The organism is Glycomyces amatae, from assembly GCF_020991375.1.
In the GTDB taxonomy this organism is placed as follows: Bacteria; Actinomycetota; Actinomycetes; order Mycobacteriales; family Micromonosporaceae; genus Glycomyces; species Glycomyces amatae.
The window spans coordinates 35,552-51,624 of sequence record NZ_JAJLQZ010000009.1 but is presented as its reverse complement, the minus strand read 5'-3'; the positions used below and the strand labels follow the sequence as shown (position 1 = coordinate 51,624).

The window sequence follows — 16,073 nt, the reverse complement described above, 5'->3', positions numbered from 1 at the left end:
TTCAGGCGGCCACCCGGCGCTCCGGCGACCGCGCGCCGCGGACCGTGTCGATGTACCGCGAGATCGCGTCGCGGCTGCGCGAGAGGTGCTCGATCCGGTCCGACATGCTGTCGCGCTCGCGCTCCAGGAGGTCCAGCGTCTCCGGCGTCGCGTCGAAGTCGTGGATGGCCCCCTGGAGCTTGAGGCACGGGAGCACCTGCCTGATGACCCGCGTCGGCACCCCCGCCTCCAGCAGGCCCCGGATCTGGAGCGCGCGGTCGACGCTCCGCTCCTCGTAGTCCCGGTACCCGTTCCCGCACCGGCCCGGGACGAGCATGCCCGTCTCCTCGTAGTAGCGCAGCATCCGCCGGGGGATCCCCGTCCGCTCCGACAACGCACCGATCCGCATGTGTCACACCTCATTCGACGGCGACTTGACCTTCACATCTATGTGAGGGTCGGAAGGTACTGAACATGACGACGATCAGTACCCATCGTATTCCCGATCCCGCGGACGCCCCCGAACGCGACCGGCTCCCGATCTGGCCGCTGCTGGCCCTGACGACGGCGGCGTTCCTGGCGATCCTCACCGAGGCGCTGCCCGCGGGGGTCCTGCCCGAGATGGCCGCCGGGCTGTCGGTGGGCGAGTCGGCCGCCGGGCAGACCCTCACCGTCTACGCCCTCGCCACGGGCCTCTCGGCCATCCCGGTCGCGGCGGCCACCGCCGCCTGGCCCCGCAGGCGCCTGCTCCTGACCGCGGTGGCCGCGTTCGCCGTCGCCAACCTGGTCACCGCGGTCTCCTCCTCGTACCTCCTGACGATGGGCCTGCGGCTCGTCGCCGGCGTCGCGGCCGCGGTCGTGTGGGCCGAGCTGGTGGGCTACGCCCGCAGGCTCGCGCCGGCGCGCCTCCAGGGACGCGCCATCGCGCTGACGATGGCGGGCGTGCCGCTGGCGCTGTCGCTGGGCATCCCCCTGGGGACGCTCCTCGGCGGGCTGGTCGGCTGGCGCATGACCTTCGGCCTGGTGGCGGCCGTCTCGGCGCTGCTGGCGGTCTGGATCCGCGCGTCGGTGCCCGAGTTCCCCGGCCGGGCGCGGGACGGGCGGGAGCCGGTCCTGGGGGCGCTCAGGCTCCCCGGCGTGGCCGCGGTGCTGTTCACCGTGGCGGCCTACGTGCTGGCCCACAACATCCTCTACACCTACATCGCGGCCTTCCTGGACGCCAACGGGATGGACGCGCGGCGCGAGTCGGTGCTGCTGGTCTTCGGCATCGCGTCGGTGGCGAGCATCGTCGTCACCGGGGCGCTGGTGGACCGGCGGCTGCGGCTGCTGACGATCGTCAGCTCGGTCCTGTTCCTGGCGGCGGCCGGGATGCTCACGGTGCTGGCGGACGACCCGCTCACGCTGTACCCGGCGGTCGTCCTGTGGGGGCTGGGCTGGGGCGGGGTGACCACGCTGCTCCAGACGGCGGTCACGGACGCGGGCGGCGACCGGGCGCAGGCGCTGCTGGTGACGACCTGGAACTCGTCGATGGCGGCGGGCGGCGCGGTCGGCGGGGTCATGCTGGGCGCGCTCGGCCCGGGGTCCTTCCCGTGGGGCGTGGTCGCGCTCATGGCGCCGGTGGTGGTCGTGGTGGTCGCCGCCCGCTCGCACGCCTTCCCGGCCGAGCGGCCCGGGCTGGGGACCGGTTCCTGACGGGTGCGGTGAGGGCCGGTGTCGGCGCGCCGACACCGGCCCTCACTCGGGTTCTGAGGCCGGGCGGCGCTTGCGCGGGGCCGCGGAGCGGGGCGGCTGGGCGCGCATGTGGTCGCGCGCGCGGGCCATGATGTCGCCGAGGGCGGCCAGGTCCGCCTCGGACAGCGGGTCGAACAGCAGGCGCTTGACGACCGCCACGTGGCCCGGCATGGCCTGCTCGACGCGGGCGAGCCCTTCGTCGGTGAGGGCGAGCAGGGTCGAGCGCTCGTCGTCGGGGCTCGGGCAGCGGGTGACCAGCCCGGCCTTCTCCAGCAGTCCGGCCTGGTAGGTGAGGCCGCTGCGGCTGTAGACCACGCCGTCCGCGAGTTCGGTCATGGTCAGCCGCCCGCCGGCCTCCGCGAGGGTCGCCAGGATGCGGAACTGGATCGCGCTCAGGCCGATCTCGGCGCGCAGGTGCTGCTCGACGTGGTGCTGGAGGGCGCCCGCGGCCTCCGTGAGGGCGAAGTAGGTCGCCACCTGCTCGGGCGCGAGCCCGGGTCCTGGGTCGTGATCGGGCTCGGTCATCCCCCGACCGTACCTGCTTCGGATTCGAAGCAATGTGCGGAGCGTCACCGCAGCGATTGCTTGCTTCGAATTCAAAGCACTTTACACTCGAGATCATGCTTCGAATTCGAAGCAAATTCTCGAAGGAGCCATCATGAAAGCAGTGCGATACCACGCCTACGGCGACAGCGACGTCCTCCGGGTCGAGGAGGCGGAGCGTCCGACGGCGGCGCCGGGCCACGTGGTCCTGAAGGTCGCGGGCGCCGCGTTCAACCCCGTCGACGCCATGATCCGAGCGGGCGGCTTCCACCAGTTCGCCCCCGTGGAGTTCCCGCACACCCCGGGCATGGACGCCTCCGGCACCGTCGCCGAGACCGGCGAGGGCGTGACCGGCTGGAGCGTCGGGGACGCGGTGGTCGCGTCCCTGGCCATCAACGCGCCGGGCGCGGCCGCCGAGTACATCGCCGTCCCCGCCGACGCCCTGGCCGCCGCGCCCCGGACCGTCCCGCTCGCCGACGCCTCGGCGCTGCCCGGCGTCGGGCTGACCGCCTGGCAGGGGCTGTACGAGCACGCGAAGCTGCGATCGGGCCAGCGCCTGCTGGTCAACGGCGCCGGGGGCGGGGTCGGCAGGATCGCCGTGCAGCTCGCCAAGCGGGCCGGCGCCGAGGTCACCGCGACCGCCAGCGCCCGCAGCCTCGACCGCGTCAAGGCCGCGGGCGCGGACCGGATCGTCGACTACACCGCCGGGCCCGTCGCCGAGGCGCTCGCGGGGCAGCGGTTCGACGCGGTGTTCCACCTGGTGCGCACCGCCCCCGAAGAGGTCGCGCGGATGGCGGAACTGGTGGCGGAGGGCGGCGTGCTCGTCAGCGCCACCGTGCCCGCCCCGGAGGGGGCCGGCCGCGGCGTGCGGACCGAGATGATGTCCATGCGCGGCGACGCCGGGCAGCTCGCGGAGCTCGTCGCACTCGTCGACGCCGGGGAGCTCACGGTGGACGTGGCCGAGCGGCTGCCGCTGGCCGAGGCGAAGGCCGTGCACGACCGGTTCGCCGCGGGGACGCTGGCGGGGAAGACCGTGCTCGTGCCGTAGCGGGGGCGCGCGCCCCCGCTACGTCGGCAGACGCGCATGTGAAGCAGATCCGAAGCAGGCCGCCGGTTCCATGGGTCGCACCAACCGCACCGAATCCGCCGCGCCCCGCGCGGCGGCATCAGAAAGGGAACCCATGAGGACACTCACACGGCGCCTGCTCGCCGTCACCGCGGCGGCCTTCGCCGCGGCGCTGGCGCTCACGGCGCCCGGCGCGGCCTCGGCCGCGCCGCCCGGCCCCGCCGCAGACACCGCCGCGGACACCGCGCCGCAGACCGAGACGGTGGAGCTGCCCGCGGTCGACGGCTTCGCCGCGGCCCCGCTGGACGAGTACGAGGTCGCCCTGGAGCAGCGGCAGCAGCCGCCGGACGCCTTCGAATGCCTGTGGGGCTGGACCGTCGAGGTCGGCGGCTTCTACCCCGAGGCGTGGATGGACTACGCCGCGACGTTCGAATGCAGCCAGATCGGCCCCGACATGGCCGGTTCGCTCCTGGGGAGCCTGCACGACTCCCCGGGCGGCCTGACCCTGCACACCGGGGCCCAGGCCGACTTCGCCTGGTGCTGCTCGCTGGTCTTCCCGCCCGCCGTCAGCGGCGGCGAAGTCACCCTCACCGGGCCGGACTCCTTCTACATCAACAGCCAGTCGGTGGTCAACCTGGTCTCCACCGACCCGAGCATGATCTGGGTCTGGACCTACCTGCCCGAGGGATGCACCGGCGTCGGCTCGCCGCAGGCGGTCTGCGACATCGACTCCGCTCCGTTCGACATCACCTGATCGCCGACGGTTCCGGCCGCACCGCCGCGGCGGTGCGGCCGGTCCTCGTCCGCGGTGGGCCGACCGGGGCTCCCGGGCGGCTTCAGCGCCGCCGCGGATCGCGCGCGGCCGCCCCGGCGGGAGCGTCCAGCTCGGCGAGCCTGCTGCGGACCTGGTCGGCGTCGGCGTACTCGAGTTCGGTGAGGAGGCCCAGCGCCTCGCGCCACGCCTCGCGGGCGGCGTCGTCGTCCCCGGCGGAGCGGTGGAGGTCGCCCAGGTGGGCGAGCGTCTCGGCCTCGAAGAAGCGGTTGCCCAGCTCCCGGTACTGGTCGCGGGCGCGCCCGTAGCAGGCGAGCGCCCGGTCGCGGTCGCCGAGCCCGTGGTGGATGTAGCCGAGGCTGTCCCAGACGTTGGCCGCGAGGGAGGCGTAGCCGAGCTCCAGGCACAGGGCCAGCGCCCGGTCGCAGTGGCGGCGCCCCTTCGCGTACTGGCCGAGTTGGGCGTGGTACCAGCCGATCGAGTTGAGGGCGCGGGCCTCCCCGGCGCGGTCGCCCGCCTCCCGGTACAGCTCCAGCGCCCGGCGGGAGTGGCCGAGCGCCTCGGCGGAGTCGCCGTTCCGCTGCGCGAGGTGGCTCAGGTTGCGGTACGCGGCCGCCTGCCCCGCCGCGTCGCCCGCCCGCTCGGACAGCTCCAGGGCCCGCGCCAGTTGCGCGCGGCTGTCGGCGAGGCGCCCGAGCCGGGTGCTGGCCCAGGCCAGCACGCGGTGCGAGTGGGCCTGCGCGGCCGCGTCGCCCAGCCGCCGCGCCGCGTTCAGGGCGATGCGCTGGAGCTCGACCAGCTCGGTCATGCGGCCGCGCAGCGAGGAGAAGTGGTGGAGCGTCCACACCAGCTGCCAGACATGGGCGTCGAAGTCGCCGGCGACGCGGAGGCCGGCGGCGGTCATGGCGGCGTGCTCGGCCTCGAACCAGGCCATCGCCGCGTCGCGGTCGGCGAAGGCCTCGACGGCGGCCCCCGGAGCGGGGTCGCCCAGCGGGATCGCCATCTCGGGGGTGCCGGGGTACACCAGGAGGTTCGCGGCGTGTCCGGTGTGGACGTAGTGGTCGAGCAACCGCCGCACCGCCGCGCGCCGGTCCTCCGGGGCGTCGACGGCCTCGGCGAGCTCGACCGCGTAGGCGCGCAGCAGGTCGTGCAGCGCGTAGCGCCCGGGGGCGGCCTCCGACACCAGATGGGCGCGGGCCAGCTCCGCCAGGGTCCGGCGGGCCCGCCCGGGCGCGACGGCCGCCAGGCTCGCGGCGGCGGCCGCCGAGACGTCCGGTCCGTGGTGCAGGCCCAGGAGCCGGAACAGCCGGGCCGGGCCCTCGGCGAGGGCCCGGTAGGACCAGGAGAACACCGCGCGGAGGTCGGCGGCCGCGTCGTCGCCCGCCAGCGAGTCGAGGCTGGTGGCCGCGTCGCCGAGCTCGGCGGCCAGGACGGCCAGCGACAGGCCGGGGCTGGTGGCCGCGTTGGCGGTGGTGATGGCCAGCGCCAGCGGCAGCCGGGCGCACGAGTCGACGACGGCCCGCGCGGCCTCCGGCTCCGCGGCGATGCGCCCGCGGCCGAGCCTGCGGGTGAGGAACCGCTGCGCCTCCTCGTCGGTGAGCAGGGGGAGGCCGATCGGGTGCGCGTGCTCGATGGCGACCAGGCCCGAGAGCCGGTCGCGGCTGGTGACGAGCACCAGGCTGCCGCTACCGGACGGCAGCAGCGGGCGCGCCTGGTCCGCCCCGGACGCGTTGTCCAGCAGGACGAGCAGCCGCTTGCCGGCGGTCCGGCTGCGGTAGAGGCCCACCAGCGCGTCCAGCTCCGAGGGCATCCGCTCGGGCGGGACGCCGAGCGCCTCCAGGAACCGGCCGATCGCCTCCTCGGGCCGCAGCGGCCGCCCGGCCAGGTCGAAGCCGCGCAGGTTGACGTACAGGTGCCCGTCGGGGAAGCGGTCGGCGACCCGGTGCGCCCAGTGGACCGCCAGCGTCGTCTTCCCGATGCCGGCCATGCCGCCGATCGCGCCGACGGCCACCGCCCCGGGAACCGGGTCGCCGCGCTCGGCCAGGAGGCGGTCCAGTTCCGCGAGGGGTCCGGCGCGGCCGATGAAGTCGCCGATCGCCGGCGGCAGCTGCCTGGGCACCACGGCGGGAGCGGCGGAGGCGGTCGGGGGCCGCGGGGGCGCCGCCGCCGGGGCGCGGCCGGCCAGGAGGTCGGCGTGGACGCGCCGGAGTTCGGGGCCGGGGTCGGTGCCGAGCTCCTCGGCGAGCCGCCTCCTGATCGACTCGTACCGCTCCAGCGCCTCGGCGGGGCGGCCGAGGCGCTGGAGGACCACCAGCAGGCGGGCCAGCAGCGGTTCCCGGAGCGGGTGAGCGGCCGTGAGCCGGTGCAGCTCGGCCGCGAGGTCCCGGTGCCGCCCGAGCAGGAGGTCGAGGTCGACCCGGCGCTCGACGGCGGACAGGTACCGCTCCAGCAGCCGCGGGGCCTCGAAGCGCTCGAGCCATTCGCAGGAGACGTCCTCCATGGGGTCGCCGCGCCACAGCGCGAGCGCCCGGCCCAGGAGGTCGCGTTCGGCGGCGGCGTCGGCGGCCCGGGCGCTCAGGTCGAGCAGCCGCTCGAACTCGAGGGCGTCCACGTCGCCGGGCCCGACCCGGAGCCGCACTCCGGCCGGGGAGGTGCGCACGAGGCGGTCGCCGAGCGCCGCCCGGAGGCGGGCCACGTAGGTCTGGACGCTGCGCCTGGGGTTGGCCGGCGGGTCGTCGCCGAACAGGACGGCGGCCAGGCGTTCGACCGGGACGGGCTCGCCGCCGGCCATGGCCAGCACGACGAGCAGGGACCGCAGGCGCCGGGCGGTCGGCGCCGCCGGGCGTCCGCCGAGGCGGACGTCCAGGGAACCGAGCACCCGGACCGCCAGCGTCTTGGGGGCTTGTGAGTCCAACGCATCACCCGATGAGGGAGAGGTCCTGAGTTGACTGTCGGTTATGCACCTTTCGTCGTCGAGCCTACCTCGGGGGTGCGACAGCCCCGCGCCGGTTTTCGGCGCCTCAGGCGGCCAGGGCGCGGACGTCGGCGGCGAAGCGGGCGGGGGCGGCCAGGTGCGGCAGCTCCCCCGGCGTGCCGTAGACGCGGCAGCGGGCTCCCGGGACGCGCGCCCCGAGCCACGCGGCGTAGCCCGGTTCGGGCTCGTCCGCGAACACCGACAGGTACCGGCACGCGATCGGCCTGCGGGCCTCGGCGACCTCGCGCAGGGCCTGCGCCAGGCCGGGGTCGTCGGAGGCGCCGTCGAGGCGCTGCTCGACGTTGACGACCGCGTGCGCGAGGTACCTGGCGGCGAAGACCGAGGCGACGAGGGCCGCCGAGGCGCAGCCGACCAGGACGGGGGCGCGCGTGCCCAGCTGGAGCACCATGTGGGCGAGGTCCTCGGCGAGCGCCGCGGGCGAGTGGCCGCGCGGCAGGTCGAGGACCATGACGGCGTGGTCGTCGCCGAGGCGGGCGGCGACGGGCCACCAGGCCGACCGGTCGTGCTCGGGGCGGTTGAGGAGCAGGACGGGGCGGCCGCACGCGCCCCACCGCTCGTATGCGGACTGTCGTTCGGGGTCGTGCAGGAGCGTTTCGATTCGCGGAGTGGACACAGCAGGTCTCCCGGGATGGGTCGGAGAAGGGACCGCCGTCCGGCGCTGCGGGACGGGTCGTCGGCGCGTCGCGGCGCCGTCAGGGGAAGCGGGGTCGGTCAGGCTGCGGCGCGAGGTGGCGCGCGCCCGGCGAAGGCGCGGGCCCAGTGGCGGGGCCGGGGGCGGTCCCAGCGGGCCGCCGCCATGGCGTTCCGGCGCGGCGGACCGGGCCGCCGGACCTCCACGAGGGGCCGGAGGGCCCAGGGGATGGCGCCCGCCCAGCAGTGCCACAGCGCGGAGGCCGCGGCGCCGATGAGCAGGTAGACGCCGAGTCCGATCAGGAGGACCAGCAGGGAGGGGGCCGTGGAGTCCCCCGCCAGGGCCCGCCCGGCGATGTCGGCGCCGACGAAGCCGCCGGTCACGAGCAGGGCCGAGGAGCGGACCGCCGCGAAGGGGACGGGCCGCCGGGAGCGGTCGGGGGCGGCGGGGGCCGACAGCAGCGCCAGGAGGGCGCCCGCGCCGAGGCAGCCGAGGGCCACCGCGGCCGAGGAGGCGTGGTGGGACCAGGACCGGTGGCCGGCGCCCGCGTGGGTGCAGTCGATGATCCAGGCGGCGAGCTCGTGCGCCGCCGTCCACGAGAGGAGGCCGAAGGCCGGCGCAGCGGCCGCGCGGAGCAGTCCGACGACGGTGCGGTTGCGCGGCTTGCGGATTCAGGCCCCCTCGGTTCGATATGTCGCGTTCGAGCCTACGTGGCCTTCGGTGTGCCGGACCTGGGAGGCGACTGACCGCTTGCTGAGAGCCGGGGACCTATTCGGACAGGAGGGCCACGCGGTGCTCGACCGTGTCGGCGAGGTCGCGCAGGTCCCCCGAGGTGTACGGGGCGAGGAGGCCGCCGGTGGCCGCGAGCGCGCGGCGCAGCTCGCCGGGGCTCAGGTCGCGGGGGTGGGTGCGCTCGATGCCCTGCGGCGGTTCGGCTTCGGCGTTCTCGACGGTGACGGCGCCGAACTCGGGGTAGACCAGGCCGAGGGCGTGCGCGTGGAGCCGCCAGAGCCGGTCGCGGGCCTCGGTGAGCGATGCCAGTGCGCGCCAGGGGTGGTCGCGGAGCCGGTGGCGAGCAGCGTCGCCGATCGCGATCCAGGCCAGGAAGGCCCATTCGCGGACGGCGGCCTCGTCGGGGTCCCAGCGGTCCCGGTCGAGGGCGCGGGCGAGGCGGCCGGACTTGTCGACGGCGGCGATCGCCTGCGGGGGCAGGCCGGTGCGGACGGCCTCGTCGAGGACGACGAGCGAGAGCTGGCGGCCGTCGCGGTAGGCGCAGAGGAGGTGGGCGGCGCCGCCGTCCCACTGCTGGACGAGGGCGGCGGCGAGGGGCGCGAGGCCGCGCGCGGCGTCGAGGGCCTCGTCGACGCGGCCGGGGCGGTCGGCGAGGCCGCGGACGCCGATCCCGGCGTCGACGTCGGAGAGCTCGTCGCCGGCGCCGCGGCCGAGGGAGCCGCCGATCTCGACCCAGTCGACCCAGTCGGTGTCCAGGGCCCAGGCGTTCAGGGCCGCGACCAGGGCCCAGGGCCCGGTCTCGCCGGTGCGGTGCATGTGCGCGTCCTCCGGGTCAGATGATGAGCAGGGCGGCGCCGACCGCCGAGAGGGCGAGCGTAGCGATCTCGAACTGCTTCTGGTCGACGCGGTGCACGACCGCCCGGCCGGTGAAGGCGCCGAGCGCGACGGCGGGCACCAGGATCAGGGCCGTGAGCATCGTGGTCCAGGTGATGAGGCCGAGGCCGGCGCTGACGGGGACCTTGAAGAGGTTGACGGCGAAGAAGAACCAGGCCATCGTGCCGAGGAACCGCAGCTTCGGGAAGCCCGAGAGCATCAGGTAGAGGACCATGACCGGCCCGGCCGCGTTGGCGAGCATCGTGGCCGCGCCCGCCGCGACGCCGGTCCCGGCCGCCGCGCTCCGGCGGGCGAGGCCGCGGGGCGGCGCGGCCTCGTCGGGCCGGGGCCGCAGCCTCGACCAGACCTGGAGGGCGAGCATGGCGAGGAGGACGGCGCCGATGACGACGCGCATGAGGGCGTCGTCGGCGTACCAGAGGGCGACCGCCCCGGCCCCGACGCCGATCACGACCCAGGGGGCGAGCCGGGCGAGGACCGGCCAGGCGACGTGGCGCGAGTAGAAGCGGATCGCGAACAGGTCGCCGATGACGAGCACCGGCAGGAGGGCGCCGGTGGACTCCTTGGCGGGGAGCACGGTCGCGAACAGCAGGATGGAGAGCGAAGCGGTGCCGTTGATGCCGGTCTTGGAGAACCCGACGAGCGCGGCGGCCAGCGCGAGGGCGGCCCAGGCGGCGGGGTCGGAGGGGAGTTCGCTCATGGGGCCCCATCATTCACTCCCGCCCCAGTGACGCGGCGGTCGGGACGCGGCCCGCCAGGGGGAGACTGTGCCCGAGTGCGCGGTTTCGTCCCATGTCAGCGGGGTCAAGCATTATGAAATCGTTATCGGTCACATCTGTACCGCACTTTTTCTGTTGGTTAGATTTATCGGTGTCTTAACTCACCGCCGACGCTCCGCGTCGGCGTCCAACCCCCGACCGCAAGGAGGCGGAAGACATGGTGGACAAGGTTCGCTGGCACACTCGGGCCGGCATCGCGGCGACGGCACTGATCGGAGCGGCGGGCCTGACGGCCTGCGGCTCCGGCGGAGGCGGCGACGACGGCGCCCTCTCGATGGTGGTCTGGGGCGGCGACGCCGAGAAGGAGACGTACCAGCAGCGCATCGACCTCATCGAGGCCGAGAACCCCGACATCGAGATCGAACTCCAGCTCATCCCCTCGGACCAGTACGCGCAGAAGGTCCAGACGATGATCGCCGGCGGCGACGGCCCCGACATCATGCAGGTCGCCGAGAACGTCAACTCCTACTCGTCCAAGAGCCAGCTCCTGCCGCTCGGCGAGCACATCGACTCCTCCGGCCTGGACATGGAGCAGCGCTTCGGCCCCGTGGCCGACCTCTACGCCTACGAGGGCGAGACCTACGCGATCCCCGACCGCTCGGGCGCGATGGTCGTCTTCTACAACAAGGACCTGTTCGACGCCGCCGGCATCGAGTACCCCACCGCCGAGTGGACCCAGGAGGACGCTCACGCCGCCATGGAGCAGCTGACGGTCCCCGGCGAGCAGTGGGGCTACGGCGGCGCCGGCTGGTGGGCGCAGTGGTGGAGCTTCGCGTACCAGAACGGCGGGCAGATCATCGACGACTCCGGCCGGCCGACCGCCAACTCCCCCGAGGTCGCCGAGGCCCTCCAGTGGGCCAACGACCTGGCGCACGTCGACCACGTCGTGCCCACCCCCGCCGAGTACGCGGACATGGGCCCCGACGTCGGCGGCGACCAGGCGTTCGCCGCGCAGACCGTCGCCATGAACACCACCGGGTTCTGGGGCATCATCGGCCTCGCCGAGGCCGACTTCGACTGGGGCATCGCCCCGATGTGGCAGGGCGAGCAGCAGGCCGTGTCCGGCTTCGGCTCGGGCCTGGCGATCACCCGCGACAGCGAGAACCCGGACAAGGCCTTCGAGGCGATCGAGCTCCTCACCGACGTCGAGGCGCAGCAGGTCCTCATCGACAACGCCCTGGACGTCCCGGCCAACCTCGAAGTGCAGCAGTCCGACGCGTTCCTGCACCCCGAGTGGGCCCCCGAGGACCTGAACATGGGCGCGTTCGGCGAGTCGGCCGACTTCATCCTCCGCGCCCCCTTCATTCCCGAGTGGAACGAGATGATGGCCGCCTTCGACGACAACCTCGGCACGTTCTGGAACGAGGGCGGCGACGCCCAGACCGAGCTCGACAAGGTCCAGACGCAGCTCGAGTCGATCATCGAGTAGGGCGGCCCCGATGACGACCACCGTCGACGAAGCCCCCGGTGCGGCGCGCCCCGCGCGCCGCGCCGGGAGGCGCCGCACCAAGATGTCCCCGCGCCGCAGGAAGGAGGCCCTCTACTTCTGGCTCTTCATCTCGCCGTGGCTGATCGGGTTCGTCGGGTTCCTCCTCGGGCCCATGATCGCCTCCGTCTACATCTCGCTGACGGAGTGGGACTCGTTCACGCCGCCCGAATGGGTCGGCCTGGAGAACTACGCGAAGGCGCTCACCGAGGACCCGGTCTTCTGGAAGGCGCTCTGGAACACCTTCTACTTCGCGGCGATCTCGGTCCCGCTCGGCCTGGTCATCGGCGTGTGGCTCGCCAACCTGCTCAACAAGCAGGTGAAGGGGCGCAAGCTGTTCCGCACGTTCATCTACCTGCCCACGCTCGTCCCGCTCGTGGCGACGGCGATGGTCTTCAAGATGGTCCTCGCCCCGTCCGGCCCGCTCAACGACCTGCTCGGCTGGGTCGGGATCGACGGGCCCGAGTGGCTCCTGAGCGCCACGTGGATCAAACCGGCCCTGATCATCCTGTCCGTGTGGGGCGCGGGCGGCGCGACGGTGCTGCTGCTCTCGGCGATGAACGGCATCCCGCGCGAGCTCTACGAGGCCGCCGAGATCGACGGCGCCAGCCCCTGGCGCCAGTTCTGGGCGGTCACGTTCCCGCAGATCACCCCCGTGATCTTCTTCAACCTCATCATGGGGCTCATCGGGGCGTTCCAGATCTTCTCGCAGGTCTACATCCTCGCGCCCGGCGGCAACGTCGGCGGGCCGGACAACGCCAGCCAGATGATGGTGACCCTCCTGTTCCAGGAGGCGTTCTCCTTCTACCACTTCGGTTACGCCTCGGCGGTCGCCTGGCTGCTCTTCATCGTGATCCTGGTGTTCACCCTGATCGCGTTCCGCACGGCCCGCAAATGGGTCTTCTACGAGACGGAGGTGCGCTGATGGCCGTCGCCACACCCGCTCCCGAGCAGGCGGCCGGCCCCGGGGGCCGCAGGGCCGAGGGCGACCCCGGCAAGCGCACGCTCTCGGTGTTCAAGGCCTCGCCCGCCACCTACGCGGTGCTGCTCGTGGTCTCGGCGCTGTTCTTCGTGCCGTTCGTGCTCATGATCTCGATCTCGCTGGCGAGCGACCAGACCAGCGCGCAGAACGCGTTCACGGTCCTCCCCACCGAGTTCGAGTGGTCGAACTTCACGGCCGTGTTCACCGCGACGGGGCTGCCCGTGGGCCGCTTCGTCCTCAACTCGGTCCTCATCGCGACCCTGTCGGCGGTGGGCCAGGTGCTCTCGTCCTCGCTCGTGGGCTACGCGTTCGCGCGGCTGCGGGCCCCGGGCAAGGGCGTCATGTTCATCATCGTGCTCGCCACGATGATGATCCCCGCGCAGATCACGATGATCCCGCAGTTCCTGCTGTTCAAGGAGCTCGGCTGGGTGAACACCTACCTGCCGCTGATCATCCCGAACTTCTTCACCAACGCGTTCAACGTGTTCCTGGTGCGGCAGTTCGTCTCCCGGATCTCCGGGGAGCTGGACGAGGCGGCGCAGATGGACGGGCTCGGCTACTTCGGCGTCTACCGCCGGATCATCCTGCCGATGATGTGGCCGATCCTCACCGCGATCGCGATCTTCACGCTCACGTTCGCGTGGGGCGACTTCATGGGCCCGCTCATCTACCTCAACTCCGAGGAGTCGATGCCGCTCGCGCTCGGCCTCCAGTACATGACGAGCACCAGCAACGCGATGCAGCTGCCGCCGTGGAACCTGGTGATGGTCGGCTCGATCATCCTGACGCTGCCGATGATCGCGATCTACTACCTCGGCCAGAAGTACCTCTACGAGATGAACCTCCAAGGCGGAAGTGCGGGAGTGAAGTAAGTGAGCGACCTGTCCACAGCGGCCGCCGTGAAGGGCACTGTGAAGCTCGGCCCCACCGGGCTCGTGATCGACGGACGCGAGGAGGCCCTGCTGTGCGCCTCCCTGTTCTACTTCCGCCTGCCGCGGGAGGTCTGGGAGGCCCGGCTCGCGCAGGTCCGCGCGACCGGGTACCACGCGATCGACGTCTACCTGCCGTGGAACTTCCACGAGACCGCGCCGGGCGTGTGGGACTTCGAGGGGCGGCGCGACGTGGGGGCGTTCCTCGACCTCGCGCACGAGGCCGGCCTGGCGGTCGTCGCCCGGCCCGGCCCCTACATCTGCTCCGAATGGGACGGCGGGGCCCTGCCCGCCTGGCTCGGCCTGGAGGCCGGGACCGGGCTGCGCCAGGCCGAGCCGCGCTTCCTCGGCCACGTGCGGGCCTGGTTCGACCGGGCCATGCCGATCCTCGCGGAGCGCCAGTGGGGCCGCGGCGGGAGCGTCGTGGCGGTGCAGCTGGAGAACGAGCTCGACTTCTTCGACACCCGCGACCGGCACGCGTACATGAGCGCCCTGCGGGACATGGCGGTCGGGCACGGCGTCGAGGTGCCGCTCATCGCGTGCGCCGGCCAGGGCGACCTGGTCGGCGCGACCGGCGGCGTCGAGGGGGTCTGCCCCGCGTTCAACTTCTACCCGGACGACCGGTCCGCGTTCATCGAGCCCGAGGTGCGCCGCTACGCCGGCCTTGCGGCCGATCGGGGCCTGCCGCTGCTGGTCACCGAGACCAACCGGCGCCACGCCACGCTGCGGCGCCTGCTCGTCAGCGGCGCGACCCTGCTGGCGCCGTACCTCCAGGCCTCGGGCTTCGACCTCGGGTACACGCCGTCAGTCGGGAACTGGGGCGACCCGGGCGGGTTCATGACCCACGACTACGACTTCGGCGGGTACCTGTCGCCGGTGGGCGAGGCGCGGGCGGAGACCGCCGAGGCGCGCGTCCTGACCGCGTTCACGCGGACGCTCGGCCCGGCCCTGGCGCGGGCCTCCGCGGTGGAGGCGGACGACGTCGCGGAGGCGACGGTGCCGACCGCGGCCTCCACGTCGAAGCTGGTGCTCGACGGCGGCGGGACGGTCACGGGCGTGCCGAACCTGGGCGACGAGGCCGGGACGGCCGTCGTCAAGGGCCGGGACGGCTTGCGGGACTTGAGGATCGCCCTGCCGCCGTCCTCGTGCCTGCTGCTGGTGCGGGACCTGCCGCTGGAGCGGTTCGGCCTGCCGGGGACGCTGCGGCTGGCCTCGGCCGACCTGGTCGGCGCGGGCCCGGCGGGACTCGAGTTCGCGGCTCGCGGGCCGAGCACGGTCGCGCTCGAAGGCGCGGGCGGCGTGGCGGTCGCCGAACTGGACGCGCCGGAACCCGGTGCGCCCGCAAGGCGCGTGGTGGAGAGCCGCGGGGACCGGTGGGAGGTCGTGGTCCGCCACCCGGAGGACGTGCACGGCCCGGACGGGCCGGTCGCGCCCGGCGCCGTCACCGGTGAGCCGGAGGCGCTCACGAGGGCGGTCCGCCTCGACCTGGAGACGCGCTCGGGCGAGACGGAGGCGCACGGGCTGCCGCCGGCCTCCGAGGCCGTGGGGGTCCTGCGTGGGCGCACGCACTACGAAGCGTCGGTCGCGGGTGCGGAGGAGCTGCTGGTCGAGGGCGCGGGCGACATCGTCGACGTCGCGCTCGACGGCCGGGCCGCGGCGGTGTTCGCCCGGTTCGGCGCCACCGTGCGCGTGCCGGTCGCGGGCGCCGAGCGGTTCGAGGCCGTGGTCGAGACCTGGGGCCACGCGAACTTCGACGACCCGCGCCTGCCGGGCCTGGCGATCGGGTCGCTGCGCGGCCTCGGCCGCGTCTGGTCGGTGGCCGGATGCGAGGACGTCACCGCGCTGTGGACCGTCGACGGCGGGGAGCAGTGGGCCGGGGACCCGGCGCCGCTGCGCACCCTCGGCGGGTGGAGCAGCACCCGGATCGGCAGGCCCGCGACCTACCGGCGCTCCCTGCCGGTGGACGGGACGGGCCACCACGCGCTGCACCTGGACGGGCTGGAGCGGCCGTGCGAGGTCGCGGTCGACGGCGACGTCCGCGTCGTCGGCCCGGACGACCCGTGGGTGCACCTGGCCCCCGGCGAGGGCCGGGAGGTGGCCGTCACCGCGCCGCACTGGCCCGGTTCGGGCGGGGCCGCGACGCTGCTGCGCCTCGAGGCCGTGCGGGACTGGCGGGTCGAGCCGCAGCCCGACACCGCCCTCATCGGACTCGCCGGGCGGGAGTGCCGGGGCGAGGAGGTCGAGCTGCCGCTCGAACTCGATGCGGGCGAAGAGGTCTGGCTCGACGTGCCGGTGCCCCCGGGCGGGCGCTCGCTGCGGTTCGAGGGCGGTCGGGTGCGCGTCAGCGCGTTCGCGCACGGGGAGCTGCTGGGCCGCGTCTGGCTGGAGGACGCGAACCGGCCGCGGTTCACCGGCGGGGACCCGGGCCGGCTCTGGCTGCCGGGCGCGTGGAACGCGGGTGGCGTGCGCCTGCTCGTCCGAGGGACCATTGGAGACGGTCGGCCGCGCCTGGAGCGCGTGACCGCCGCACCCGCCCCCGAATAGATCGAACCTGGAG

At 74.1% G+C, this 16,073-nt stretch carries 14 protein-coding genes; 7 read left to right on the top strand and 7 right to left on the bottom strand.

Features of this window, described 5'->3' with window-relative positions; translation table 11 throughout:
* Position 1 precedes the first annotated feature (1 nt).
* A complete protein-coding gene (locus LO763_RS15360) occupies positions 2-388 on the bottom strand; it encodes a MerR family transcriptional regulator (protein WP_230785857.1) in 387 nt (128 codons plus the stop codon).
* 65 nt (positions 389-453) lie between these two features.
* Here LO763_RS15360 and LO763_RS15355 point away from each other — a divergent pair, with 65 nt between their 5' ends.
* Complete coding sequence (locus tag LO763_RS15355; protein ID WP_230785855.1) at positions 454-1,671, top strand: MFS transporter; 1,218 nt, start codon at positions 454-456, stop codon at positions 1,669-1,671.
* Positions 1,672-1,713: 42 nt separating this feature from the next.
* On the opposite strand, the gene LO763_RS15350 is transcribed toward LO763_RS15355, so the two are convergent.
* On the bottom strand, positions 1,714-2,235 hold the full coding sequence (locus LO763_RS15350) for a MarR family winged helix-turn-helix transcriptional regulator (RefSeq protein ID WP_230785854.1): 522 nt from the start codon (positions 2,233-2,235) through the stop codon (positions 1,714-1,716).
* A gap of 133 nt (positions 2,236-2,368) precedes the next feature.
* On the opposite strand from LO763_RS15350, the gene LO763_RS15345 reads away from it, so the two are divergent.
* Positions 2,369-3,301, top strand: a complete 933-nt coding sequence (locus tag LO763_RS15345) for an NADP-dependent oxidoreductase (protein ID WP_230785852.1) — start codon at positions 2,369-2,371, stop codon at positions 3,299-3,301.
* Between the two features lie 133 nt (positions 3,302-3,434).
* On the top strand, positions 3,435-4,073 hold the full coding sequence (locus LO763_RS15340; protein ID WP_230785850.1) for a hypothetical protein: 639 nt from the start codon (positions 3,435-3,437) through the stop codon (positions 4,071-4,073).
* A gap of 82 nt (positions 4,074-4,155) precedes the next feature.
* Here LO763_RS15340 and LO763_RS15335 read toward each other — a convergent pair whose 3' ends face one another.
* The 5 genes from LO763_RS15335 to LO763_RS15315 form a co-directional block, all read right to left on the bottom strand.
* A complete protein-coding gene (locus LO763_RS15335; protein WP_230785848.1) occupies positions 4,156-7,005 on the bottom strand; it encodes an AfsR/SARP family transcriptional regulator in 2,850 nt (949 codons plus the stop codon).
* 106 nt (positions 7,006-7,111) lie between these two features.
* The gene (locus LO763_RS15330) at positions 7,112-7,699 is read right to left on the bottom strand and encodes an alpha/beta fold hydrolase (RefSeq protein WP_230785846.1); all 588 of its coding nucleotides are present in this window, start codon (positions 7,697-7,699) and stop codon (positions 7,112-7,114) included.
* Between the two features lie 98 nt (positions 7,700-7,797).
* The gene (locus tag LO763_RS15325; RefSeq protein ID WP_230785845.1) at positions 7,798-8,217 is read right to left on the bottom strand and encodes a hypothetical protein; all 420 of its coding nucleotides are present in this window, start codon (positions 8,215-8,217) and stop codon (positions 7,798-7,800) included.
* Positions 8,218-8,485: 268 nt separating this feature from the next.
* Complete coding sequence (locus LO763_RS15320; RefSeq protein ID WP_230785843.1) at positions 8,486-9,265, bottom strand: hypothetical protein; 780 nt, start codon at positions 9,263-9,265, stop codon at positions 8,486-8,488.
* Positions 9,266-9,281: 16 nt separating this feature from the next.
* A complete protein-coding gene (locus tag LO763_RS15315) occupies positions 9,282-10,040 on the bottom strand; it encodes a sulfite exporter TauE/SafE family protein (RefSeq protein WP_230785841.1) in 759 nt (252 codons plus the stop codon).
* Positions 10,041-10,276: 236 nt separating this feature from the next.
* Between LO763_RS15315 and LO763_RS15310 the strand changes: the two genes are divergently transcribed.
* Genes LO763_RS15310 through LO763_RS15295 form a run of 4 tightly spaced genes read left to right on the top strand, consistent with a single transcriptional unit; the run spans position 10,277 to position 16,060 of the window.
* A complete protein-coding gene (locus tag LO763_RS15310; protein WP_230785839.1) occupies positions 10,277-11,548 on the top strand; it encodes an ABC transporter substrate-binding protein in 1,272 nt (423 codons plus the stop codon).
* 10 nt (positions 11,549-11,558) lie between these two features.
* The gene (locus LO763_RS15305; RefSeq protein ID WP_230785837.1) at positions 11,559-12,530 is read left to right on the top strand and encodes a carbohydrate ABC transporter permease; all 972 of its coding nucleotides are present in this window, start codon (positions 11,559-11,561) and stop codon (positions 12,528-12,530) included.
* Entirely contained in the window at positions 12,530-13,459 is a 930-nt protein-coding gene (locus LO763_RS15300) for a carbohydrate ABC transporter permease (protein ID WP_230785835.1), read from the top strand. Before LO763_RS15305 ends, LO763_RS15300 begins: the two co-directional genes overlap by 1 nt.
* Entirely contained in the window at positions 13,460-16,060 is a 2,601-nt protein-coding gene (locus tag LO763_RS15295) for a beta-galactosidase (RefSeq protein ID WP_230785833.1), read from the top strand. It abuts the gene before it with no gap.
* Positions 16,061-16,073: the final 13 nt, after the last annotated feature.